The 23,017-nt window shown below is 40.9% G+C and carries 23 protein-coding genes; 18 read left to right on the top strand and 5 right to left on the bottom strand.

Annotation, left to right across the window (positions count from 1 at the left end):
* Nucleotides 1–102 precede the first annotated feature (102 nt).
* A complete protein-coding gene (locus tag QUE86_RS16440) occupies nt 103–2,949 on the bottom strand; it encodes a TonB-dependent receptor plug domain-containing protein (RefSeq protein WP_130052727.1) in 2,847 nt (948 codons plus the stop codon).
* 348 nt (nt 2,950–3,297) lie between these two features.
* Here QUE86_RS16440 and QUE86_RS16435 point away from each other — a divergent pair, with 348 nt between their 5' ends.
* Nucleotides 3,298–3,684 (top strand): cytochrome b562, encoded by a 387-nt coding sequence (locus tag QUE86_RS16435; RefSeq protein ID WP_286260660.1) that lies wholly within the window; start codon nt 3,298–3,300, stop codon nt 3,682–3,684.
* 43 nt (nt 3,685–3,727) lie between these two features.
* Here the strand turns inward: QUE86_RS16435 and ykgO are convergent, their stop codons facing one another.
* Nucleotides 3,728–3,865 carry a type B 50S ribosomal protein L36 gene (gene ykgO, locus QUE86_RS16430; RefSeq protein ID WP_054554561.1) on the bottom strand — a complete coding sequence of 46 codons (138 nt, stop codon included), beginning with the start codon at nt 3,863–3,865 and terminating at the stop codon, nt 3,728–3,730.
* Nucleotides 3,866–3,883: 18 nt separating this feature from the next.
* Nucleotides 3,884–4,135, bottom strand: a complete 252-nt coding sequence (locus tag QUE86_RS16425) for a type B 50S ribosomal protein L31 (RefSeq protein WP_130052724.1) — start codon at nt 4,133–4,135, stop codon at nt 3,884–3,886.
* Nucleotides 4,136–4,384: 249 nt separating this feature from the next.
* Between QUE86_RS16425 and QUE86_RS16420 the strand changes: the two genes are divergently transcribed.
* Nucleotides 4,385–4,612, top strand: a complete 228-nt coding sequence (locus tag QUE86_RS16420; RefSeq protein ID WP_372799648.1) for a hypothetical protein — start codon at nt 4,385–4,387, stop codon at nt 4,610–4,612.
* Between the two features lie 93 nt (nt 4,613–4,705).
* Here QUE86_RS16420 and QUE86_RS16415 read toward each other — a convergent pair whose 3' ends face one another.
* Both QUE86_RS16415 and QUE86_RS16410 read right to left on the bottom strand, forming a co-directional pair.
* Nucleotides 4,706–8,482, bottom strand: coding sequence for a S8 family serine peptidase (locus QUE86_RS16415; RefSeq protein ID WP_286260659.1), 3,777 nt, complete (start codon nt 8,480–8,482; stop codon nt 4,706–4,708).
* A gap of 239 nt (nt 8,483–8,721) precedes the next feature.
* Nucleotides 8,722–9,375, bottom strand: coding sequence for a DUF6058 family natural product biosynthesis protein (locus QUE86_RS16410; protein ID WP_286260658.1), 654 nt, complete (start codon nt 9,373–9,375; stop codon nt 8,722–8,724).
* A 160-nt stretch (nt 9,376–9,535) separates the two neighbouring features.
* Here QUE86_RS16410 and dapA point away from each other — a divergent pair, with 160 nt between their 5' ends.
* The 16 genes from dapA (at nt 9,536) to QUE86_RS16330 (ending at nt 23,015) form a co-directional block, all read left to right on the top strand.
* Nucleotides 9,536–10,450, top strand: a complete 915-nt coding sequence (gene dapA, locus QUE86_RS16405) for a 4-hydroxy-tetrahydrodipicolinate synthase (RefSeq protein ID WP_286260831.1) — start codon at nt 9,536–9,538, stop codon at nt 10,448–10,450.
* A 106-nt stretch (nt 10,451–10,556) separates the two neighbouring features.
* Nucleotides 10,557–11,267, top strand: coding sequence for a beta-ketoacyl synthase chain length factor (locus QUE86_RS16400; RefSeq protein WP_286260657.1), 711 nt, complete (start codon nt 10,557–10,559; stop codon nt 11,265–11,267).
* Nucleotides 11,257–12,042: a lysophospholipid acyltransferase family protein gene (locus tag QUE86_RS16395; protein ID WP_175081622.1), complete on the top strand. Its 786-nt coding sequence runs from the start codon at nt 11,257–11,259 to the stop codon at nt 12,040–12,042. The genes QUE86_RS16400 and QUE86_RS16395 overlap by 11 nt, the downstream gene beginning before the upstream one ends.
* Complete coding sequence (locus QUE86_RS16390; protein WP_217877138.1) at nt 12,039–12,296, top strand: phosphopantetheine-binding protein; 258 nt, start codon at nt 12,039–12,041, stop codon at nt 12,294–12,296. The genes QUE86_RS16395 and QUE86_RS16390 overlap by 4 nt, the downstream gene beginning before the upstream one ends.
* 25 nt (nt 12,297–12,321) lie before the next feature.
* Nucleotides 12,322–12,567, top strand: coding sequence for an acyl carrier protein (locus tag QUE86_RS16385; protein WP_054554554.1), 246 nt, complete (start codon nt 12,322–12,324; stop codon nt 12,565–12,567).
* A gap of 170 nt (nt 12,568–12,737) precedes the next feature.
* Complete coding sequence (locus QUE86_RS16380; protein ID WP_286260656.1) at nt 12,738–13,142, top strand: COG4648 family protein; 405 nt, start codon at nt 12,738–12,740, stop codon at nt 13,140–13,142.
* Complete coding sequence (locus QUE86_RS16375) at nt 13,129–14,487, top strand: AMP-binding protein (protein ID WP_286260655.1); 1,359 nt, start codon at nt 13,129–13,131, stop codon at nt 14,485–14,487. Before QUE86_RS16380 ends, QUE86_RS16375 begins: the two co-directional genes overlap by 14 nt.
* Complete coding sequence (locus QUE86_RS16370) at nt 14,471–14,824, top strand: ApeI family dehydratase (RefSeq protein ID WP_054562418.1); 354 nt, start codon at nt 14,471–14,473, stop codon at nt 14,822–14,824. Before QUE86_RS16375 ends, QUE86_RS16370 begins: the two co-directional genes overlap by 17 nt.
* Nucleotides 14,825–14,827: 3 nt before the next feature.
* Nucleotides 14,828–15,565 (top strand): glycosyltransferase family 2 protein, encoded by a 738-nt coding sequence (locus tag QUE86_RS16365; RefSeq protein ID WP_286260654.1) that lies wholly within the window; start codon nt 14,828–14,830, stop codon nt 15,563–15,565.
* Complete coding sequence (locus tag QUE86_RS16360; RefSeq protein WP_286260653.1) at nt 15,565–16,533, top strand: lysophospholipid acyltransferase family protein; 969 nt, start codon at nt 15,565–15,567, stop codon at nt 16,531–16,533. Before QUE86_RS16365 ends, QUE86_RS16360 begins: the two co-directional genes overlap by 1 nt.
* A gap of 1 nt (nt 16,534) precedes the next feature.
* On the top strand, nt 16,535–18,079 hold the full coding sequence (locus QUE86_RS16355; protein ID WP_285220952.1) for an HAL/PAL/TAL family ammonia-lyase: 1,545 nt from the start codon (nt 16,535–16,537) through the stop codon (nt 18,077–18,079).
* Complete coding sequence (locus tag QUE86_RS16350; protein ID WP_054554548.1) at nt 18,072–18,497, top strand: acyl-CoA thioesterase; 426 nt, start codon at nt 18,072–18,074, stop codon at nt 18,495–18,497. Before QUE86_RS16355 ends, QUE86_RS16350 begins: the two co-directional genes overlap by 8 nt.
* Nucleotides 18,497–19,015, top strand: a complete 519-nt coding sequence (locus QUE86_RS16345) for an outer membrane lipoprotein carrier protein LolA (RefSeq protein ID WP_167657512.1) — start codon at nt 18,497–18,499, stop codon at nt 19,013–19,015. Before QUE86_RS16350 ends, QUE86_RS16345 begins: the two co-directional genes overlap by 1 nt.
* The gene (locus QUE86_RS16340) at nt 19,012–21,231 is read left to right on the top strand and encodes an MMPL family transporter (RefSeq protein WP_286260652.1); all 2,220 of its coding nucleotides are present in this window, start codon (nt 19,012–19,014) and stop codon (nt 21,229–21,231) included. Before QUE86_RS16345 ends, QUE86_RS16340 begins: the two co-directional genes overlap by 4 nt.
* Before the next feature lie 3 nt (nt 21,232–21,234).
* Nucleotides 21,235–22,476 carry an NAD(P)/FAD-dependent oxidoreductase gene (locus QUE86_RS16335; RefSeq protein WP_286260651.1) on the top strand — a complete coding sequence of 414 codons (1,242 nt, stop codon included), beginning with the start codon at nt 21,235–21,237 and terminating at the stop codon, nt 22,474–22,476.
* Nucleotides 22,464–23,015 carry a DUF3261 domain-containing protein gene (locus tag QUE86_RS16330; protein ID WP_286260650.1) on the top strand — a complete coding sequence of 184 codons (552 nt, stop codon included), beginning with the start codon at nt 22,464–22,466 and terminating at the stop codon, nt 23,013–23,015. Before QUE86_RS16335 ends, QUE86_RS16330 begins: the two co-directional genes overlap by 13 nt.
* Nucleotides 23,016–23,017 lie beyond the last annotated feature (2 nt).

Raw genomic sequence — 23,017 nt, 5'->3', positions numbered from 1 at the left:
GATAGGTTTTAAGTAATGGATTGGAATAAGATCGTTTTTGACTTCTTAAATGAAAAAGGGCTGCATAAAAGTGCAGCCCTAAGAGAATCAAATTTTTTACGATTAGAAGTCGTAAGAAAGTCTTAAGTAGCCGAAGCGGCCAATGTTGTCATAACTCGCACTTCCTGAGCCAGTACCTATCGTACCGAATGGAAGTTTGCGGTTAAAGATGTTATCAACTCCTAGCTTAACGCCAAAACCGTTTTCGAAGTTATACCCAACTGTTGCATCAGAGATAACATAGGTACCAAATTTAGTTAAGCTATTTGGATTCGGGTTATCTTCTAGATCTTGGTCTGTATAAAGGCTTACCTCATCAATATAACGAGTATCAAGCGTAGTGAAGAAACCATCACGCTTATATGAGATTGAAAGGTTTGCCTGCCACTTCGCTTCGCCAGTTGTACCTGCATATTCGATATAATCTTCAGGTTGATCTTGGAAAGGATAGTCTTTACGTTCAATTAAGTACGTACCAATTAAACGTGTAGAGAAGTTACCTTCTAATGCATCAAAGTCATAACCTAACTCAAAGTCAACACCCGATGCTTCTTGACCAGAAACGTTTAATACCGAGTTTTGAATCAATGTAATTTCACTTGATGCGCTATCACGTGTAATTAAATTACAGTATTGGTTATTGATACCGCCTTCAGCGTCAACACAGCGATCAAGAATTTCTTGAGATGCAATTGTTGAGATTGCGTCTTCAAGTTCAATTTTCCAATAGTCGATTGTAACAACTGAGTTTTCTAGGAATGAAGGTTGGTAAACTAAACCAATAGTCGTACTAGTTGACTCTTCACCTTTCACATCTCGGTTACCACTTACTAAACCTTCAAGGGTTTGTGCATCGTAATCTGATTCAAAATCTGCAGGCACACCAAGGGCTGCACAGTTCGCGCGGCGTACTTCTGAATTTTGTAAATCATTTAAGTTATCAGCTAAACAAGGATCGTCAACACTGTAGAAGGTTTGGCTAGGTGCACCGAAGATTTCGCCAATGTTTGGTGCACGAAGAGCTTCAGATTGTGTTGCACGAACACGTAATTGGTCGTTAACAGTCCAATCTAAGCCCACTTTCCAGCTTGTTGCATCGCCAATTGTGCTGTAGTCAGCGTAACGTACCGCTGTATCTAGGACTAAGTCTTGTACAAGAGGTAAGTCGGCAAGAAGTGGGATTGATGCTTCGAAGTAAATTTCATTTACGTCAAACTCACCTTTGTCTTCACCCAGCGCGTTAAAGAACGTACCTACTGCGTTGTCTGGCTCTTCAGTTTCACTTTCTTCTTTACGGTATTCAACACCGGCAGCAAAACCAACATAGCCAGCTGGTAATTCATAAATTGCAGAGTTTGCAAGTGATGCTGTTACAACAGTTTGGGTGATTGTTGACGTACCTGTTGATACGGTATTGATATAGTCAATTGCTTCTTGGCTAGGTGCACCAAAGCCCATGATATTTACTGGTACACAGCCATCAGCACGTGCTTCTTCACTACGACAAACAATGTTGCCTGAACCATCATCAATAGCATCCAGGGCATTGTAATAGTTCGCCATGATCATATTTGCGCCATTAACGCGCTCTAGATCTGTTTGACCGTAAACAACCGATGCATCTAATTCCCAATCTGTAAATACAGTGCCTTTTAAGCCTGTAACAAAACGGGTTGTTTCACGTGTGTTGTTTTCTATACGACGACCTAAATCAGTCATCATACGGTTAACCATAATAGAGCTAACACCTTCTTGTTCCATTAGATTTTTAACACTAGAGTCAAGATAAGGGTTGTCAATCTTAATGCTGTTATTTGGATTAAAGAAGAAGAATGCTGGCTGACCTATGCTTTGGCCTTCGCTGTTAACGTATTTTGCTTCAAAGTAAGCATTCATATCTTCAGCAACGTCATAGTTAACTTTAAAGTTTACGTTGTAACGTTCAAATTCAGGTTGAATCTCATTGAATTGTGCAAGGTTAAACGAATCACAATTAGCACAAGATAAGCCGTCGACTTGGTCGCCAATATTGAGTTCGCGATAAGTGCCATCTGGGTTGAATGAGTTCACATAGCCATTACTTAACGCGAAAACACCTGCATTATTGATTGCATAGTAGCCGGCATTTGGTGTGTAGATAAAATCAGGGAAATTTGGATCGTCTTTGTTTTCTTCAGTTTGCGCAGTGTTACGCATGCTACGATAAGAGCCGTCAGTCCATGGGTGATCAAGCGCATTGAGCGTATCTTGTGCTGAATACTCAACAGCAAAGGCTACATTACCACGGTCATTATCGAAGTTTGTGCCATATGAGAATGTCGCTTTTTCGTTATTGTAATCGCTAAGGTCAGACTCACCGCGAGTTACACTTGCACTAAAGCCTTCAATGTTCTTTTTCAGAATAAAGTTAACTACGCCTGTTACAGCGTCGGCACCATATACTGCAGATGCACCACCTGTGATGATCTCAACACGCTCTACCCATACACTAGGAATTGTATTGGTATCAACTGATTGAGAGCCCGCAGAGCTAGATACATGGCGTTTACCATTGACGAGTACTAGCGTACGGTCAGTACCCATGTTGCGTAAATCAAGAATGTTTAGGCCTGCAGTACCGATAAAGCGACCTGAGTTTGAAAGGGAAAAAGTATTACCAAGAGCTGGTAATTTATTTAGTGCCTCACCGATATTAACAGCGCCGGTATTAACTAAGTCATCACCACTGATAACCGTTACTGGAGCTGGAGCTATAGCACCTTCGCGTAAAATACGAGAACCTGTTACTTCGATTCGGTCGATTGATTTAGCACCTTGATCTTCAGCAGCCATCGATTGGCTAGAAATGGCAAGCGCCGATGAGCAAAGAGCGAGCTTGATGCTGGCACCTAAATAATTATTTTTTATCATTGTTTCACCTGTTATTTTATTGTTCTTTCCCTGGAAGGGTTTTGTTAAATGTTGTTTCCAACATGTTAACGGTTGTTACTCTATCATTGTCCCTGTTTATTTCAAATAAAAAATACGTAGCAAAATGTATTTAGTTTAACTCTTCTTTTTCAGTCACTTATATGGAGGGTTTGTTTTTTATTTCAAAACTTAATGTTGGATTGTTTTTGTTTCTATAATTATGGCGGGATTATTGATGCGTTTATTTGTATAAAGGTGATGTGTTATGAACTTAATCTAAATGTCAGAATTAGGCTGTGCCTGAGTTTCGGTTTATAATGCTGCAATAGTTATATATATGAGAGTGTTATGAAAATTTTTATCGTTAGCTTATTGTTGTTTTATTCGAGTGTTGGTTCGGCTACCAGTATAGATCTTGAGGCCAATATGAAAAATATGGGACTTGCTTATAAAAACTCTGTACGTGCTAATGATCTTGCCACCTTTAATACAGCTATTGATGAATTTATTGAATTATTAGAGACAGCTAAAACAGCTGATTTTAAACAGCATAAAACGGCGTCTTTAGAAGGGCTGAATAAAGTAATAAAGCAAGCAAAACAAGCTAAGCAGCTTGCAAGTACTCATGGCCTTGAAGCTGCTAAGGCGCCGCTTAAATCTATTGATGAGCTCAGAAAAAAATATCATGAGCTACATGAGCCACCAGGCTTTTGGGAGTTGTTATTTGGTAAGTAAGTTAGATTTACTTTAATTTTAAAAAGGTGCCGAGGCACCTTTTTTAACGCTTTTTCTTTTTACCTTGAACTGCTTTAAAACGCGGATTGTCTTTATTAATAACATAGACACGACCCTTACGTTTTACGATTTGGCAGCCCGGGCGGTTCTTAGCACTTTTTAATGAACTTAATACTTTCATGTTCTTTCCTTATAGTAACTATTTGCTCGCTAAGTTTTTGAAACGACGATTAAATGCTGCTACACGTCCATCGCTTGCTAGGGCTTTTTGTTTACCAGTATAAAACGGATGGGAGTCGCTTGAGATATCAATTGGTACATAAGGGTAAGTTTTTCCCTCAAGTTCAATCGTACGCGAAGTTTTGATAGTAGAACCAATAATAAAGTAGCTGTCTGCTGCTGTATCATGAAAAGCGACTTGCTGGTAATCAGGGTGGATATTGGGCTTCATAATTCAACTCTATCTTATGTGATAATGTATCAACTATATAGTGGTTGTGTATTGATATCAAGATGAAAATAATTCTTATTTATTGTGTTCTGTTTTAAATTTATACAAGCTGAGCAATCAATAAGCAGTTAGCTTTAAAAAGCTGGATATTGTCGATAAGGCTGTTATAACTAGGTATGCGTGCTTATTTTAAAGAAGGATATGGAAGTGAATGATAAAACTAGCCGTGAAGAACTAGATCAAAATGTAATGAACATGCTTCGCGATAAAGACCATTCTATTTTAGCTAATCATGTAGATATTTTGTCTTGTAGTCACAACGATATTATTGAGCTGTTAGCACAATATTTAGCACTAAGTGAACAAGATGATGATGAACGTTTTGATACTTGGTTTGATAATCTAAGTAAAGAGCAACATACCGTCGTTAAAACTTTTGAAGTTTATCGCGGGCAGTATGAGCATTTAGATTCTTAATACCTATTCATGCTTGAATATATTGTGTTTAAGCATCATGTTTTATATGAAAAAAGCCACCCGAAGGCGGCTTTGCTGATTAGCGCTAACTAATTATTTGAGCATATAAGCACGTAATGTAAATTGCTCAGCTGTGCTTGTGCCATAATCACTTACAACAGTACGAATGTGGACAAAATCACCTGAGTTGCCATCATTTGGAATTGTCGCAATCCATTCACCATCAATATTTTGTATCTGTGCATCAACCCAGTTTTCTGGGGAGAACTTGTCTGATACAGGGCAGTAGATATATGCAGGAATTGAGGTAATTGCACACTCTTGACCATAGGCATATTGGAACTGTACGTCTGCTAATGGAACTTCGCCAACACCATCAAGTAAGCCTGATAACTTAACCTGTGCAGCTTCGCCTACATTCATCGTGTTTTCGATGTCTACAGGTAAATCAATCATAGGTATCAGTACTGGTTGTATACCTTGATGCTGCTCATTGGCAGTAAAAGTATAGAAGCCTTGGTATAGTGATCCTAGGTTGTCTTTAACAGGAGAGCGCTCACCAACACTACGTGCGTATGAACGCACCTCGAGTGTAATTTGGTGGTCGCCAGGTTCAAGAGTTAGGGTGCCTTGATAAGGGGATACAGGCTTACCATCTAAAGTTAAACCGAAAGCCGAACTACCCATATAGCCAAACATCCCGTCGTGATTAGAGGCATCGCCAAAGGCTGCAATATTGAAGTGGAGTAAGTTAGTATCTCGGCGGATAATTGGCGAACCACTGCTGCCTAAGCTACCAGCACGAGGGCCTTTGAACCATGTTGTTGTTTCTTCTTCTGCGGGTGTCATTGTACGTGGACCATCAAAGTAAGCGCCAGAACTTTGCATTTGATAATTTGGCATGACGATATTCGTCCACGCATTCTTCGTTGTGGCTGTGTAATACTCTTCACGTACATGAGGTAGCATGATCATCTGTGTACTACCTGTAGAGTAAAACTCACCTGTACTGTTGGTCATTGCCATCGCATCAGTCCAAGACGGACGTTCATCATTTTGTGAATGATAAGAAGCGGTGATCTTATGCATCTTATGTTCAGTGATATTGATTTGACCTGATTGAATACGACCATCAGTAATATGATTGATAGAGTAGGCATAAGGTGAGCGTTCGGCTGCAATCCCTGACCAACTTACCATATTATTACCTGCTTCGATCTCAGTCATAAGCGTTTTACCTTGCTCAGAACTAATACCAATTACAGGTATTTTAGGTGTGCCTGTAATGGTTCCTTTATAGCGACCTGCACGAGATGGACGATAGAAGATTACGCCAATGGCGCCATTCTTCATCGCGTTACCAACCATGTAAGAAGTCAGATAATAAGGGTTAGTAATAAGGGCTATTTTACCTTCTAACTGAAATTGACTCCAGTCAGTGCTATAACCTGCATCACCTACTGGTACTACTTCAGCAGAGCCTTCGCCATGAAAAGAAAGTGCTAAGCCTTGCTTAATATAGTCAAGCTCAACGCCATTTTGCATTTTTACCGTTGTTTCTGGTGCAAGTGCGCGTGTAGTGACAAATGAGCGGAAACGATCATCATGACCTTGAGACCATGCAAACATATCACTTACATAATCTGGAGCCATTTCAATGCCGGCTAGTTTCGCTACTTTTTCATCGTCTAGGGCATAGGTGAAACCAAAAGAATAACCTTGAGGAGCAAGAGGTTGTTCAGCTTTGAAGGTTACTTGTTGAGCTGTTCGAGCATCTAAATCAATTACTGTAGTACTATCAATTTTTCTATTTAGAACGGCCATTTGCGCTGCTGAATCAACGAGACCTGAATTTGAGTCAGGGTTATCGTAAGTCATGATATTAGCCACAATAGTATAGTAACCAGCAGGTACTTCAGCTTCTGCTTTCCCACCATTTAGTCGGACAAGTGAACCCCAATCATCTTCTTCATTAATTAGATACACCTTTGAAGGAGCACTTGCACGATTACCCCAACGGTCAGTTAAGTTGACTGTGAGAGAAACTTTTGGTTGATCTATCCAAAAAGAGACGGGAACAATAAGTTGCTCATTGCTTTGGCTTGTTGAAGTACCTGTAATACGACCAGTAATCGCTCCGTATGCACCGTTTCTCAATGCAACAGACGGGTCGATCCACATTGGTACTTGCGCTTCGCCATTGGCTGGTATTGTAATTGATTTAGCAGCTAGTCCTGCCAGTGTCGCTGGTAATTGTGTTTTACCATCTTCACCAATTAAATCGAGTTTTAATTTTAGGGTGATATCTTTATGCGAGATATTTTTTAAGGTTACTGATGTTTCAGTAAAAGCATCGTTTTCAGTATGCTTAAAAAAGCCAAGTTCTCTGTTAGGTGGGGCAATGATGGCTTGATCAATCGCGCGATTGATATCCATCGGGCCTGCGCCTTGCTCAAGTACATGTGAATCGGTTATTTTTACAGATGAAGTCAGTACATCTTTTATTTGTTGTGGTGTTAAATCATGGCGGGCCTGCATGACAATAGCTGCTCCTCCAGCTACGTGGGGGGCTGACATCGATGTACCAGAGTAAACTCGGTATGCAGTATCACCTAAGCCACCCGATGCAGCTGCTACAACTGACACACCTTGTGAGGTAATATCTGGTTTTGCTGAGTGACCATCTGGTGATGGACCGCGCGAAGAGAACGAAGCTGTATTACCGTCACGATCTATAGCACCAACGGTTAGTGCACTTGGCGCACAGCCCGGTGAACCAATAGTTTCACGGGTAAAACTATTACCTGCCGAGATAATAAATAATGCCTTCTCGCTAAGAGCTTCAACCATGTCAACGAGTGGGCCACTACAAGTTGTTGCCGTACCGCCGAGAGACATATTAACAATATCTGCTTGTTCATCCATGACAGCCCAATACATCCCATTTAGGATTCCTAGTGTTGAACCGCCGCCATTATTACCAAGTACCTTACCGATAATAAGCTCTGAGCCGGGTGCAACACCGACCCATTTACCATCAGATTCGTGGCCATTACCAGCCACGGTTGAAGCTGTGTGTGTACCGTGACCATTTATATCGTCAACACCGTTACTTGAATATGTAAAATCACGAGATGCAACTACACGTCCATGTAAATCAGGGTGTTCAGTGTCATAGCCTGTATCAAGAACGGCTACTTTAATACCTGCTCCATTGTAATTAATGGCTGCTTCACCATAAGCGCCGGTTAAAGGTACTGTCGGTGTTAATGTATCTGACTTTGAGACTTTATGAGCATGAACGATAGCATCTAACCAAACACCTTCTACGTCAGCTTGTGATGCTAGCGTTTGCCAAGCTTGAGCGGCTTTATCTTTACTAATTGCGAATGCTGCACTGTCGATAAGTTCTATTTCGCTAGTCAATGATATGCCTGCAAATGTCTTTGGTACCGCCGTACCTGCAAGGCTGCCATCGCGATATTCAACAATTATAGGCAGTACATCAGTAGATGCATCATCATAACCAGACTCGTAAAGTTTATTGATATTAAATAATTCCATATCAATTGATTGTGAATTTACAAGGGCTTGTGCTTGCGTTGGGATAACATAAGTACTTTTACCACGTTTAAAAATACTCGTAATTGCATCAGAGCCATCTGCATTGAGTAAACGAATACCACCTAACTCACCGTTTTTATTGACGACCGCAGATACTTTGTCCCCTGTAATCAGTGTAAAGGTAAGCGCATCTGTTTTTGTTTTAGTGATGGCAACATCTTGTGCCATTGATGGTTGCGCTAAACTCAAGCCGAGCATAGCCAAGTAGGTCGCATTTATGCGACCAAGCCTTGAAAAAGGTTTCATCTTTCAATCCTTCATTTATGATTTAATTAGTTGAGAAGAAAAGAGCACTGTTCATTGTTAATGTGCATTGCACTCGCAACTTAAGTAACTCAACTAGATCAATCTAACGATTAAAAATATGAAAACCTACAAAACAAAAGTAGCAAATTGTATTAACTAAATGGTAACAATTTAAACGTTGCTGTAACTTTATCCGGTCGTTCAGTTTTACTTCATTTTAGAGTGGCAAATTAATCGGGTTATTTTATTGATAGGTCGTATTTAGTGACCACGTTATCTATATAACGATGTCTTAGAGTATTTTTACCCTCGTTTCCAGTACCATAACTTAAAGCGCGGTTCATTAATTTGAGAGCTTTATGTAAGCTTTGTCGCTCCTCCAAAGTTAAGCCGATTTTAGTGCGTAGCTCAGTAATATCATCAATAAGTAATTTAGCGACATCTAGCTGCACTGCTTCTTCAACTAAGCCATTTTGTGTGAGGACGCCATATTTGCTGCATAAAAACTGTTGCCAAACTTGCTGTAAGTGCTCGTCAATTTCACTACCAAATAATTCTTCATCAATAGCAAAGCCTTGCTCGGCAAGTTTACTAAGTTGATTCGAATATTGCTGAGCAAAATAATTAAATGCTTGGCAGGATGAGCTTATGTCATGTTTGATAATTAATTGCCCCCAACTAGCGGCACCACGAGGGTAATAATCTTGATATTCTTCGCATTGATAAATGCCCGAATACGAACTGCATTCTAATTGACTTTGCAAACAGTAACTCGGCTTTGGAAATAAACTACTTTGTTGCCATACCGATAGCGTTTCCTCATCAATTGAGAGGGTATGGCATAGCTCTTCGGTGGTATAAAAGTAGGTTGCCAAAAATTTAGAAAGTTGCATTATCAAACACTCACAATAAACACTGTTAATTTATACAGTATTCGATTTTGGCTTAACTTTGATTTTTTCTCAAGTATTTTTATTTATTGCAGCTCACTACTCGGAAAATGCCCGTGTTTATGTTACAACTAGCGCAAATTTTCCAAACATTAAAAAAGTTATGCGCAACCTAGAAACAATTAAACAAGCAAGTTTGATCACCGCTATAAAAACACCTTACTTAACCAATGGTGAAATTGATCTTGCATGTTATGACGACCTTGTTGAACAGCAAATTACAGCTGGTGTTGATGGCATCATTGTGGGTGGGACCACAGGTGAAGGCCAATTAATGAATTGGGAAGAACACTTAATGCTAATTGCTCACAGTGTTAGCAAATTCTCTGACCGTTTATTAATTGTGGGTAATACAGGTAGCAACAATACGCGTGAAGCAATTAAAGCAACTGAATATGGTTTTGCCACGGGTATGGATGCAGCGTTACAAATTAACCCTTATTACGGGCGTACATCGCTGACGGGTGTGAAAGAGCACTTTAACCGTTTACTCGATATTGGTCCTGCGTTTATCTACAACGTTGCAGGTCGTACAGGCCAAGATTTAACACCAGATATCATTGAGCCACTCGCTAAGCACGAAAACTTTATTGGTGTAAAAGAGTGCGGTGGCAATGAGCGTATTGCTCATTATGAACAGCAAGGCATTGCTTGTTGGTCAGGTAACGACGATGAAGCGCATGATGCAAGGCATATTCATAACGCCCACGGTGTTATCTCGGTTACATCTAATATTATTCCAGGCTTATTCCGTCAGTTAATGGATGAGCAAAATGATGCACTTAATGCAAAACTACAGCCACTTATGGGCTGGTTATTCTGCGAGCCTAATCCAATTGCAATCAATACGGCATTGATGATGACAGGCGCGGTAAATCCTGTGTTCCGTCTTCCTTATGTGCCACTAACAAGCGCGCAGCAAGAAATCGGTTTAGGTTACATTAACGAACTTGATGTTGCTGATATAGTAGGTGAAAAAGCACAACTTTTAATCGAAAGAGACGTTATTTTACGATAAAAATGAATGGGTGCTTAATTGCGGTTGTAATTAAGCACCATTGTTTTACTTTTTTGTAGCTAATAGGTAAAATTAGCAATCGTTTGGCGTTATAAGAATAATATTTGTGAAATTTGTTGTTGATAAATTGAGTTTATGGGTTGCACCCGAGCAACAAATAGCAGAATTAAGCCATCTCAACTTTCCTGACCTTGATTTAAGCTGGGTTGCACCTATGCAGCGCCGCCGCTTAAGCCCATTTATGAAAATGGCGCTTCATACTATGCATCAAGCGCAAGGTGAGTATCAGCAGCTAGCTGTTAATTTTTCATCGCGTCATGGCGACTTACCAAAAACAGCGCAACTGTTACATTCACTTGTCGAACAAGAGCCGCTTTCTCCGACTGCATTTGGTTTGAGTGTACATAATGCTGCAACCGGATTATTTTCGATTATTGCAAAAAATAAAGCCCCGATGAATGCTATTGCTGGTGACCAAGACAGCATTATTTCTGCCATGATAGATGGTTTTGCGCGTGTTCATAGTGGTATTGAACAGCAGATTTTGATTGCTCATGCCGAAAGTGTATTACCAGATGAGTACTTAGCATTTAGCGACGAGCAACAAATTGCTCATAGTGTATCGTTCGTATTATCAACAGCGCAGACCGGCAAGCCATATTTTGAATTAACAAAACTTCCTGAATCAGAACATACTCAAAGTGACTCGTGTTTACCACTGAGTTTGCAATTAGCAGCTGCTTTAACAAGCAAAGGATCACAATCGCTGCTTTCACATCAACAATCAGCTTGGATGCTACAGTACCATGGCGACTAACGTTTACATTAAGTTGAATAAAATTTGGCGGGTACTGGCAACCGGGTTTTGTTTTTCTGTATTTGGTTTTGGCGGTATTGTACTCACCTTGTTGGTTTTGCCTTTACAACGTTTATTTGAACCTTGCCAAGCGAAACGTAAGCAAAAAGCCCGCTTAACGGTTCACTATAGTTTTAAATTCTTTGTTGCCTTAATGCATTACACCGGTGCAATCCATTTTTCTGTGCAAGATAAACAGAAATTTCATGATCTTAAAGGGCAGTTAGTGCTTGCCAATCACCCTTCATTAATTGATGTTGTGGTGCTGATATCTGTGATTAAAAATGCTGACTGCGTGGTCAAAGCACACCTATTTAAAAATCCATTTATGCGCGGTGTAATTAAAGGCACAGGTTATATTAGTAATGAAGACCCGCAAGAGTTACTTAATGATTGTGAAGCATCACTCGCTGCTGGAAATAACCTGATTATCTTTCCTGAAGGCACCCGCACAACCCCAGGTGAACAGTTAAAATTTAAGCGTGGCGCTGCGAATATTGCTGCGCGTTGTAAAGCTCCAATTACCTCAGTGCTGATTAGTATGAAACCCAGCACTTTGACCAAAGGCACACCATGGTATTGCGTTGCCGCAACAAAAGCGCATTTTGAGATGCGCTTTGCCACTGACCCATTTACGTTTAACGACACTTTTAATAATGAACAACCCGCCATGCAAGCACGACAATTAACCCGTGATTTGCAACATTACTTTTCAGAGGAACTCAGGCACCTATGACTGAACTAAAGAACAAAATAAAACAATTAATCATTAGCAGCTTAGATCTTGAAGATATTACCGTGGATGATATTGAAAATGACCAACCTTTGTTTGTTGATGGTTTAGGCCTAGATAGTATCGATGCGCTTGAGCTTGGCTTAGCCATTAAAAAAGAGTTTAACGTTAAAATTGACGCAAACTCAGAACAAACAAAAGCCCATTTTGCATCGGTAGATGCACTGGCAGAGTTTATTAACCAAAACCAATCATAACACAGACATAGAAGTAGGAATAAGCATGAAAACCGCTGCTGACATTTACAACGTTTTACAGGGCATTTTAGTAGATGAATTTGAGATCGACGCTGATGATATCAGCCTAGATGCGCACCTGTATCAAGACTTAGATCTTGATAGCATTGATGCTGTGGACTTAGTTGTAAAACTACGCGAAATCACTGGCAAGAAAATCGAGCCAGATGCATTTAAACAAGTGCGTACTGTGCAAGATGTTGTAAACGAAGTAGAAAAGCTCGTTTCATAAACATTATTATGCTCAAAGCGATAACCACAACACTGCTCTTAGTGTGCTTATCTTTATACCCATTTATTGTGTATTTTGGATTACAGCATATCTCAATAAGGCAAGTGAGCTTGGTACTGATGGTATTGTTAGGCTTAAGGCTTTTGCTTAGCAAAAAGCTGCTCACATCTATGCCATGGATAAAGCCCGCCTCTATTTTGGCTGTTATCGCTTTAGCAACAACGCAGTTTTTTAACAGTGATCTGGGCTTAAAACTTTACCCGGTCATTATAAATACAGTAATGGCAATAACCTTTGCTTATTCGCTGAAAAGTGGCCCAACAATCATCGAAAGCTTTGCTCGAATTAAAGAGCCTGAGCTTGATGAAAAAGGGGTTAATTACACGCGCCAAGTTACTAAAGTATGGTGCGCGTTTTTTATTATTAATGGCAGTATTGCGTTATACACTAGCCTATTTACTTCGTTACAGACATGGACTCTGTACAACGGATTAATAGCCTATATTCTGATAGCTCTCTTAGGCCTTGTGGAATGGCTTGTAAGACAAAAGGTTAAAAGTAATGGTAGCGAGTAACCTGAAATTTCACCCCGACGCTGCATTTGTTGTTGCTGGGCAGCCAATAACACAAACACAGTTTTTTGCTGATATTGCGGCTTATCAAAGTAAGCTCACAGCGCTGAAAACTGGCAGCCATGTAGTGTTATTCCATCCTGATACCTACCAATTTGCAGTGCGCTTATTTGCTTTAGCCTGTAGTGGTCATAATGTTATTTTGCCACCTAATGGTCAGCATGAAACATTAAGTTTATTGCTTGCGCAGTCTGCTTTTTTTGCCGGCGATGCGACCAATATAGATGACGATGTGCTATTTACCAACCTTGAACACAGCCTTGGTCACACGCCTTTGCAAACTAACCGTTTACAATGGCCAACAAACACTGCTGTTATATTTTATACGTCAGGCTCATCAGGACAATCTAAACCGATTGTGAAACCGTGGCGGGTATTAAATAGAGAGCTTGCAGTACTTTCAATGTCATTTGACTTACCCAGCCAGTTTACGTTTTTAGCAACCGTTTCGCATCAGCATATTTACGGCTTATTGTTTCGTTTACTTTGGCCGTTGGCGAAAGGCCATATAATTGATAGTGAACAAATTCAGTATCCTGAACATATTGCGCAAAGGCTAGAAAATATTCGTTATGCAGCGCTCGTTTCAAGCCCTGCGCAACTCGGCCGTTTATGCGCTGATAATGTTTTAATACCTGAGCGCGACAAAATTAAGTGGTTATTTTCCTCTGGCGGACCACTCAATAATGAACATGCCGAAACTTTATTTAACCAGTTAGCTCGCCCAGCAACACAAGTCTTTGGTAGTACAGAGACTGGCGGTATTGCTTATCGACAAGTTACACAGGCAGCGGTCGATGTACCATGGCAGCCGTTTAATGGTAATTTTTTATCGCTGAATCATGAAGGGCGCTTGATGCTCGATTCTGCGATTTTAGAGCAATCGAATTTTCCGTTAGATGATAGGGCACTCGTTCATAAAAATGGTCAATTCAAACTGTTGGGCCGTATAGACAGAACGATAAAAATTGAAGAAAAACGTTTGAATCTAGATGAGCTTGAGAGTTATTTGCAAAGCCATGACTGGGTAAAAGAAGCAAAAGTGGTGGTTATTCCAGCTAAGCGGGTGCAAATTGGTGCGGTGGTTGTGCTCAGTGATGAGGCAAATAAAGAGCTTGAACAGCAGGGTAAATTGGTAATTAACCGGGCTTTACAAGCGCACCTTTCGAATCGCTTTGAACGTATTTGCTTACCACGTAAATGGCGCTATATCGATGCACTTCCTTTTAACAGCCAAGCTAAATTAAGTTTAAAAACATTGGAGCAGTATTTTGCCAAGCCTGAATAACGTGACCCCAGAGGTGGCCGTTTTATCACAAACAGAAACTAGCGTGAGTTTAGCGTTAACCATTGCGGCTGATTTAGATTATTTTCGCGGCCACTTTCCAGATGCACCAATTTTAGCAGGCGTAGTACAGCTGGATTGGGCAGTAAAATATGCTCAGCAATATTTGGGTTTTGGCAAACTAGTACAAGATTTAGAAGTGTTAAAGTTTCAGGTAGTAACAACCCCTGATATGACGGTAAACCTCACCCTTGAGCGCAATGCAAAAGGCAAATGTTTGTTTAGCTATCAATCAGAAAAAGGCCAGCATGCGTCTGGTCGAATTGTATTTTGTGATTAAGCCATGAACCAGTTTTGTATTGTTATTCCTAATTACAATCACACCCATGCTATTGCTGCAGTACTCGATGAGCTAAAAGAATTACAGCTGCCGATAATCATGGTTGATGATGGCAGTGACGCTGATGCCAAGCAAGTATTTGCAGAGCTTAACGCTAAGTACGATTTTTTAACCTTGATAAGCCATGCTCAAAATCAAGGTAAGGGTGGGGCAGTTCAAACTGGGTTGACGGCTGCTTATCAGCAAGGGTTTAGCCATGCTATTCAGGTTGATGCAGACGGTCAGCACTCGTTAGCAGATATTAGTAAGTTGATTGAACTGAGTAATGAATCACCGAAAAAAGTGATCAGCGGTTGTCCAATTTATGACAGCTCAGTGCCTAAGCACCGTTATTTGAGCCGTTATATCACCCATTTTTGGGTTTGGGTGGAAACCCTAAGCTTTGATATTGTCGATTCAATGTGTGGTTTTCGGGTTTATCCATTAGCAGCTGTTGAGCAATTAATGACAAAGCAACCGCTTGGCAAGCGCATGGACTTTGACATAGAGATTTTGGTCAGGCTTTATTGGCAAGGTGTAAAAGTCACGTTTTTGCCAACCCAGGTTATTTACCCTGAAAATGGTGTATCACATTTTCGAGCCTTACACGATAACGTGGGAATTTCTTGGCTGCATACGCGTTTATTCTTTGGCATGTTGCTACGCTCACCTAAGCTGCTTTGGCGTAAGGTGGCTGGCTAATGGCTGTAAGACATTGGTCAAAAATGCAAGAACGTGGCAATCGCTTAGGCATGCAAATATTGCTCGTGTGTTATCGCGTATTTGGTCGAAAAGGCTTGTGGTTGGTGTTGTTTCCGGTGGTGTTTTATTTGTTTTTAACTGGCAAAACTGCCCGCCAAGCGTCACATGCATTCTTAACCCAAGCGCGTAAAGTGAATGGCAATAGTAAAACAGTTACTTGGCGCGATAGCTTTCGTCATTTTCGCTGCTTCGCTGACAGCGCCTTTGACAAAATAGATGCATGGCTTGGACGAATTCAGCAACATAATATTCTTTACACCAACGAAGCGCTGTTTAAACAACTTGATGAGCAACAGCAAGGGGCTATTTTTATTGGCTCACACCTTGGTAACTTAGAGGTATGTAGAGCTCTTAGCCAACACCGAAACAGTAAAAAAATCAATGTATTGGTGTTTACTCATCATGCGGTCGAATTTAATAAATTACTGAAAAGTATTAATCCGGATGTTGCAGTAAACCTAATTCAAGTAACCGATCTTGGCCCAGATATGGCAATTATGCTCAAAGAAAAAGTCGAGCAGGGTGAAATTGTGGTGATTGTCGGTGATAGAACCAGTACCACCACTGCAGGAAGAGTTATCGAAGCTGACTTTTTAGGTAAGCCAGCCCCTTTTTCACAAGGGCCATTTATTTTAGCTGCGCTGTTAGATTGCCCGGTGTTTCACCTGTTTTGTTTAAAAGATAAAAAGCCCAATGGCGAAACATTTTACCGCGTGATTTTTGAAAAATACGCCGACAAACTCGTTTTACCGCGTAAAACGAGGCAACAAACATTACAACAAATTGTTAGCGATTATGCGCAAAGGCTCAGTTTTTATGCTGCGGCCTATCCGTATCAATGGTTTAATTTTTATGATTTTTGGCAAAATGACGAGCAAGTGTCTCGTAGTCAAAACAAGGAGAACTAAGGTGTCAGAGCACTCGACTACCGTTTTTGGCCAACAGCGTTTATCAATCGAAGATATCGTTCATATTGCATTAGAGCAAGGTGCTGTAGCGTTAACGTCAGACCGTCAATTTGCGAATAAAATAGACAGCGCCGTAGCGTTTTTAGATAAGTTGCTTGAAGATGATGGGGTGATATATGGTGTTACCACAGGTTATGGTGACTCGGTAACCGTAAAAGTGCCACTTGATTTAGTCAATGAGTTACCACTGCATCTTACTCGATTTCATGGTTGTGGTCTTGGCGATGTGTTTAATCAAGCCCAAGGGCGCGCTATTTTAGCGACCCGTTTAACCTCGCTTTCGCAAGGGTATTCTGGCGTTAGCTGGGAGATGTTGAATTTATTACGTGACTTTTTAAATCACAATATTGTACCGGTGATCCCACAAGAAGGGTCTGTGGGAGCCAGTGGTGATTTAACTCCGCTTTCGTATGTAGCCGGTGCCATGGTTGGTGAGCGCGATGTGTATTACAAAGGCGAAATTAAAAACAGTTTAGAGGTGATGCAGGAGCTTGGCTTAAAGCCATTAAAGCTACGCCCAAAAGAAGGGTTGGCAGTCATGAATGGGACTGCCGTAATGACTGCATTGGCATGTCTTGCTTATGATAGAGCAGATTACTTAGCTAAACTGACCAGCCGCATAACAGCCCTTGCAAGTCTTGCATTAAAAGGTAACAGTCATCACTTTGATGATATTTTGTTTTCGGTGAAGCCACATCCAGGGCAGCAGCAAGTAGCTGCATGGATCCGTGGAGACTTAAACCATGTAGAGCACCCACGTAACGCTGACCGCTTGCAAGATAGGTATTCAATTCGCTGTGCTCCACATGTTATTGGTGTGCTTCAAGATAGTTTGCCGTGGTTTAGGCAAATGATTGAAAATGAACTAAATTCAGCAAATGATAATCCAATCATTGATGGTGAAGGTGAACACGTACTGCATGGTGGTCACTTCTATGGTGGTCATATTGCAATGGTAATGGATAGCATGAAAACCGCTGTTGCTAATTTAGCTGACTTAGCTGACAGACAAATAGCATCCTTAGTGGATACACGCTATAACAATGGGTTACCCTCTAATCTATCGGCAAGTAATGATGAGCGTCGTTACATTAACCATGGGTTTAAAGCGGTACAAATTGGTGCCAGTGCATACACGGCTGAAGCATTAAAACTGACCATGCCTGCAAGTGTGTTTTCTCGTTCAACCGAGTGTCACAACCAAGATAAAGTGAGTATGGGAACCATAGCAGCGCGAGATTGTTTGCGTATATTGCAGCTTACTGAGCAAGTGGTTGCAAGTACCCTGCTTGCGAGTATTCAAGGTTTGCGTTTACGTATTAATAGCGGTGAGCTTGAATTTGCCAGTTTAACCAGTGATGTACAAAGTATGTATCAAGACATTAGCGAGTTTTTCCCGCTGCTTGATGAAGACCGTCCACTAGAAGCTGTTCTTCGCTTTACGGTTGACGCTATTCAAACAAAACGTTGGAGTTTATATGCATAGTCGTGGCTCTTTGCTGAGCACTCATGTTGAGATTGAAATTCCTTTTCATGATTGCGATCCAATGAATGTGGTATGGCATGGTAATTACCCGCGCTATTTAGAAGTCGCGCGCTGCGAGTTACTGCGTTTGTTTGATTATGACTATGTGCAAATGCAAGAATCTGGCTATGCGTGGCCGATTATTGACATGCATATTAAGTACGTCGGCTCAGCATTGTTCACACAAAAAATCCGCGTTGATGCGTACTTAAAAGAATATGAAACACGATTACGTATCGATTACGTAATCACTGATTGCGCTACAGGTAAAAAGTTAACCAAAGCAACGACTATCCAAGTTGCGGTTGATATAGAGAAAAAAGAAATGCAGTTTGTTTCGCCGCCTGTTTTACATGAAAAACTTCAAAAGGTGATTTAATGCGATTAAGCGTGTTGTTACTGAGTGTGCTAGTTTTTTTTCCTGTGTTTGCATCAAGCGCAGTGACAGAGCAAGGCACATTTAGCCAAGAGAAGCATTTTAAAGGATTTAGTAAACCTTTTATATCAACAGGTTCGTTTGAACTTGCTGAAGATGGCCTCACTTGGCAGGTTGAGTCTCCGGTTAAAAGCACGCTATTAATTAAGCAAGGGCAAGTATATACACTTAACGCTCAAGATGAGCCGCAGCTACAAAAAGGCGCTGAGCCTTACGTTAATTTACTGCAAGCAATTTTAAAGCATGATGAAGTGGCGCTTGCTGAGCAATTTACGATGACAGACCATGCAGAGCCCGCTTGTCAGACTTTATTACCTAAAGATGACCTGCTAAAGCAGCTATTTAGTCAGTTCGAATTATGTGTAGCAGCAGAGCAAGTGAGCCGTGTGCGTCTTCAAGAAGCAAATGGTAACTTTACTGTATTACGCTTTGCTTATCCTCACAATGAGCAAAAACAGTGAAAGCATGGGGCCTAACGCTCGCTTGGCTGAGCCTATTAGTTAGCGCCTTAGTGGTTGTTTTTATTCTAAAACAGCCTACGTTGAATAATGATATTTTGGCTTTGTTGCCAAAGTCAGAACCGCGTTTACAGCAAGTCGAAGAACACTTTTTTTCAGCTAATAAACAGCAGTTAAGCTTTTCTTTTCGGGGTGAGAATGCAGTAAAAGCTTATGATGATTTAGAACAGTGGCTTTCTAGCAAACGTATTGAGCCTCGTTTTAAGTTACCAGAAATATCCCAGTTGGCAGCATTTTACGGTCAGTACGCAGGGCATTTAGTTTCCGAGGAATATAAGCAAGCGATTGGCGATGCTAATCGCTTTCAACAGTATTACTTTAATCAGTTGAGTAAAGTCGCTGATCCTTTTGTTTCAAGTACTATCAACCAAGACCCTACGCTTGCTACAGCGGGGTTCTTATCCGAGGCAATGGCGCACATGCAGCAATTTGAGCTGCAAGATGGCCGAATTAACATTAACTATCAAGGTGATGAGTATTTAATGTTATTCGTGCAAAGTGCTGACAATGCCTTTTCAATAAATCAATCAATAGCTTTGAGCAATGAGATAGTTACCTATATCGCTGAGCTTGAAAGCCGCTATCCCGATACACAAATTCGCTATGCCGGTGCTTTATTTCATACCGCAGCAAATGCGCAGCAAGCCAAATTTGAAATGACCTTGTTTGGTTCGGTGAGCTTGCTGGCGCTTATTGTGATGGTGGTGTGGGTGTTTCGCTCGATAAATGCATTGTGGCTGGCCTCTGTAACCGTGATAAGCGCCGCTATTGGCGGCACCATTGCGCTGATCAGTATTTTTAGTCAGGTGCATGTATTAACCATGGTGTTTGCAGTGACGCTGATTGGTATTGCCATTGATTATGCATTTCATGGCATGCTTGATTTAACCGAGCAGCCGCAAGGTTTTAGCCAAGGGCTCAAACTGGCGCTGTTGCTGTCGTTACTAACCACTATACTCGGTTACGCGAGTTTGTTTTTCTCGCCAGTACAGTTACTCAGTCAAGTAGGCGTATTTGTTGTTGCAGGGCTAGTTACAGCTTGGCTTTGCACCCGTATCTTATTTCCCTATTGGCAAGCTGGTTTAACCATTAACGCTGCTGCTCATCGATTAGCAAACATGTTAAGTGGTTATTTAAAACGATTAACGCATTATCGCGTTGCACTCAGCATGCTGATGTTAGTGCTACTGAGTGCCTTTGCCTTACTAAAACCCCCTGTGATTAATGATGATGTAAAGCTGTTAAATGCAAGTCCTGCTGATTTAATGCAAAACGAAGCGTTGCATATGTCTTTATTAGGAAAAGATAATGGCCAAATCATGATTTTATTTGCCGATAATGCGCAGCAATTACTAGAAAAACAAGAAACACTCAAGACAAAAATAACTGGGCTCAATGGTAACGTATTGATGCTTAGTGACTTAGTGCCTAGTAAGCAATTGCAAAAACAAAACTACGAGCAATTCCATTCGGCCCAGCAAGCCATGAGTGTGGTTAGCCAAATGACAGGGACGCCTGTTGAGCTCTCAACATCAATGCTTGATTTAAACGCGGCACTTAATTCACCATTAGCGCCGTTAATCGCTAACCAAGTGATCTCAAACAATATACTAACCGCAAGCTGGTTTATGGTAACCGGTGTAAATAAATCCGAGCTTAAGGATTTGGCCAACGCTTCTACAGACTTAATTGTTTACGATAAAGTTGCGATGATAAGCGAAGGTTTAAGCCATTACTCAAATTCGTTACTGGTGACACTGGCCATTGCGATGATCTTTGCGTTATTACTTTTTAGCGTTAAATTTGGTTTTAAAACAGCATGTAAGCAAATTTTAGTGCTTATACTAACAACTTCTGCAGTACTGCTGCTCTGCAGTGCGCTGCAATCTCAGCTATCGATTTTTAATCTGTTAGGCTGTTTATTGATATTAGCCTTGGCAATTGATTATTTGGTGTTTTATCAAGTTAATAATTTAAGTCCTAGCAATGTGCTTGCAATTAGTTTATCAGCGGCTTCATCGATGTGGGTATTTGGCATGTTGGCCGTTTCGAAAACGCCGGCCATTTTCAGTTTCGGATTAACGGTATTAGTGGGGCTAGTTTGTATCTATATCCTGGCGCCGCTCAGTATTGCATTACCTAAAAATAAGGAAAAATAATAGGTGAATAATCAAGTTCAACAGGCCGATGTTGTTATTATTGGTGCTGGCCCTTCAGGAGCCGTGGCTGCCAGTTTACTGGTGAAAAAAGGTTGGCATGTGGTGGTGTTAGAGCAGCAAACCTTTCCTCGTTTTTCGATTGGTGAAAGTTTATTACCCCAGTGCATGAGCTTTTTAGAAGAAGCAGGCCTTGAGCAAACGGTGCAAGCACAGGCACAATCACGTGGATTTCAGTTTAAAAATGGTGCTGCGTTTCAGCGTCGGGGCGACCACACAACGATCGATTTTACCGAAAAATTTAGCGAAGGCCCTGGCACGACTTTTCAGGTAAAACGTGCGGACTTTGATAAATGCTTAGCCGATGGTGCCATGCAGCAGGGGGCTGAAATACGTTACCAGCATAGCGTGTTTGCGTACACCGATTGTGAAGATGGCGCTTTACTTGATGTTACAGATGAAAACCAGCAACGCTATCAAATTAAAGGGCGTTTTGTACTTGATGCCAGTGGTTTTGGCAGAGTATTACCTCGCTTACTTGATTTAGAGTCAGCATCAAATTTCCCTGTACGCTGGGCTTTTTTCAGCCATTTTAAAGATAATATTAGCGATCCCCAGTTTGACCGTGAAAAAATCTTAATTAATGTTCATCCAGAGCATAAAGATATTTGGTATTGGTTGATTCCATTTAGTGATGGTACGGCAAGCATTGGTGTAGTTGGTAAACCAGAGCAGCTTGAAGATAAACTCCCCCTCGCTGGCTTAAATGAATTTATCGAGCAAGACAGCTATTTAAGTGAGTTATTAGCCAACCGAGAAGCGATAGGTGAAGCGCGTGCTATCAAAGGCTATTCTGCTAATGTGTCGAGCTTGTATGGTGAGCATTTTGCACTACTTGGTAATGCTGGTGAGTTTTTAGATCCGGTGTTTTCATCTGGGGTGACGATTGCGTTAAAATCAGCGTCATTGGTTGCTCCTTTAGTTGATAGCTACTTACGTGGTGAGCAAGTTGATTTCAAAAACGATTACAGTGAGCCTTTGCAACAAGGAGTTAATTGCTTTAGAACCTACGTCAGTGCTTGGTATGATGGCTCATTTCAAGACGTGATTTTTTACAGTGAGAAAAACCAACAAATTCGCGAGATGATCAGTGCTATTCTTGCAGGCTATGCCTGGGATTTACAAAACCCATTTGTAAAACAAAGCAACAAACGCTTAAATACTTTGGTTGAATTATGTCGCGATTAACACGCTCTTTGCTTTTAAGTTTGAGCATATTAGTGGCTAGTTGTGCCAGTGAATTTGCTGTAAAAACGGGCGTTGATTTAGCGCCAAATGCAGGAATTTACTTGCTTGATCCACCTCCGTCATTAGTTGCTGATAATTGGCAGCAAGTGCTTGAAGTACGCCATGGTGATGAGCGGTATACGTTACTAGCGCAGCTGAGTTTAAATAGTGAAACAGGTATCAACTTGGCTGTTATGACGGCTCAAGGTATGCCTATTTTTCAATTAGAGAAAGCGCCACTTGGGACAATTAAAAGCGAAAAAATGCTCCCAATCAACGCTGTTGATCCTCGTTATATTCTCGCTGATATCATGCTTGTGCACTGGCCTGTTACTGTGCTGAACTCTCAGCTTTATGGCTTGAACCTAGTTGAACAAGGAACGACGCGACGTTTATATCAGGGTGAGCAGTTAATTAGTGAAATTCGCTATTTAGACGGTGCAACAGAACTTGTAAACTATCAGCGAAATTACAAAATTAAATTTCAAAGGGTTAATTGATT

The sequence above is a fragment of the Pseudoalteromonas apostichopi genome (assembly GCF_030297135.1).
Taxonomy (GTDB): Bacteria; Pseudomonadota; Gammaproteobacteria; order Enterobacterales; family Alteromonadaceae; genus Pseudoalteromonas; species Pseudoalteromonas apostichopi.
The sequence above is the reverse complement of the archived record's forward strand: the minus strand, read 5'-3'. Positions and strand labels throughout refer to the sequence as shown.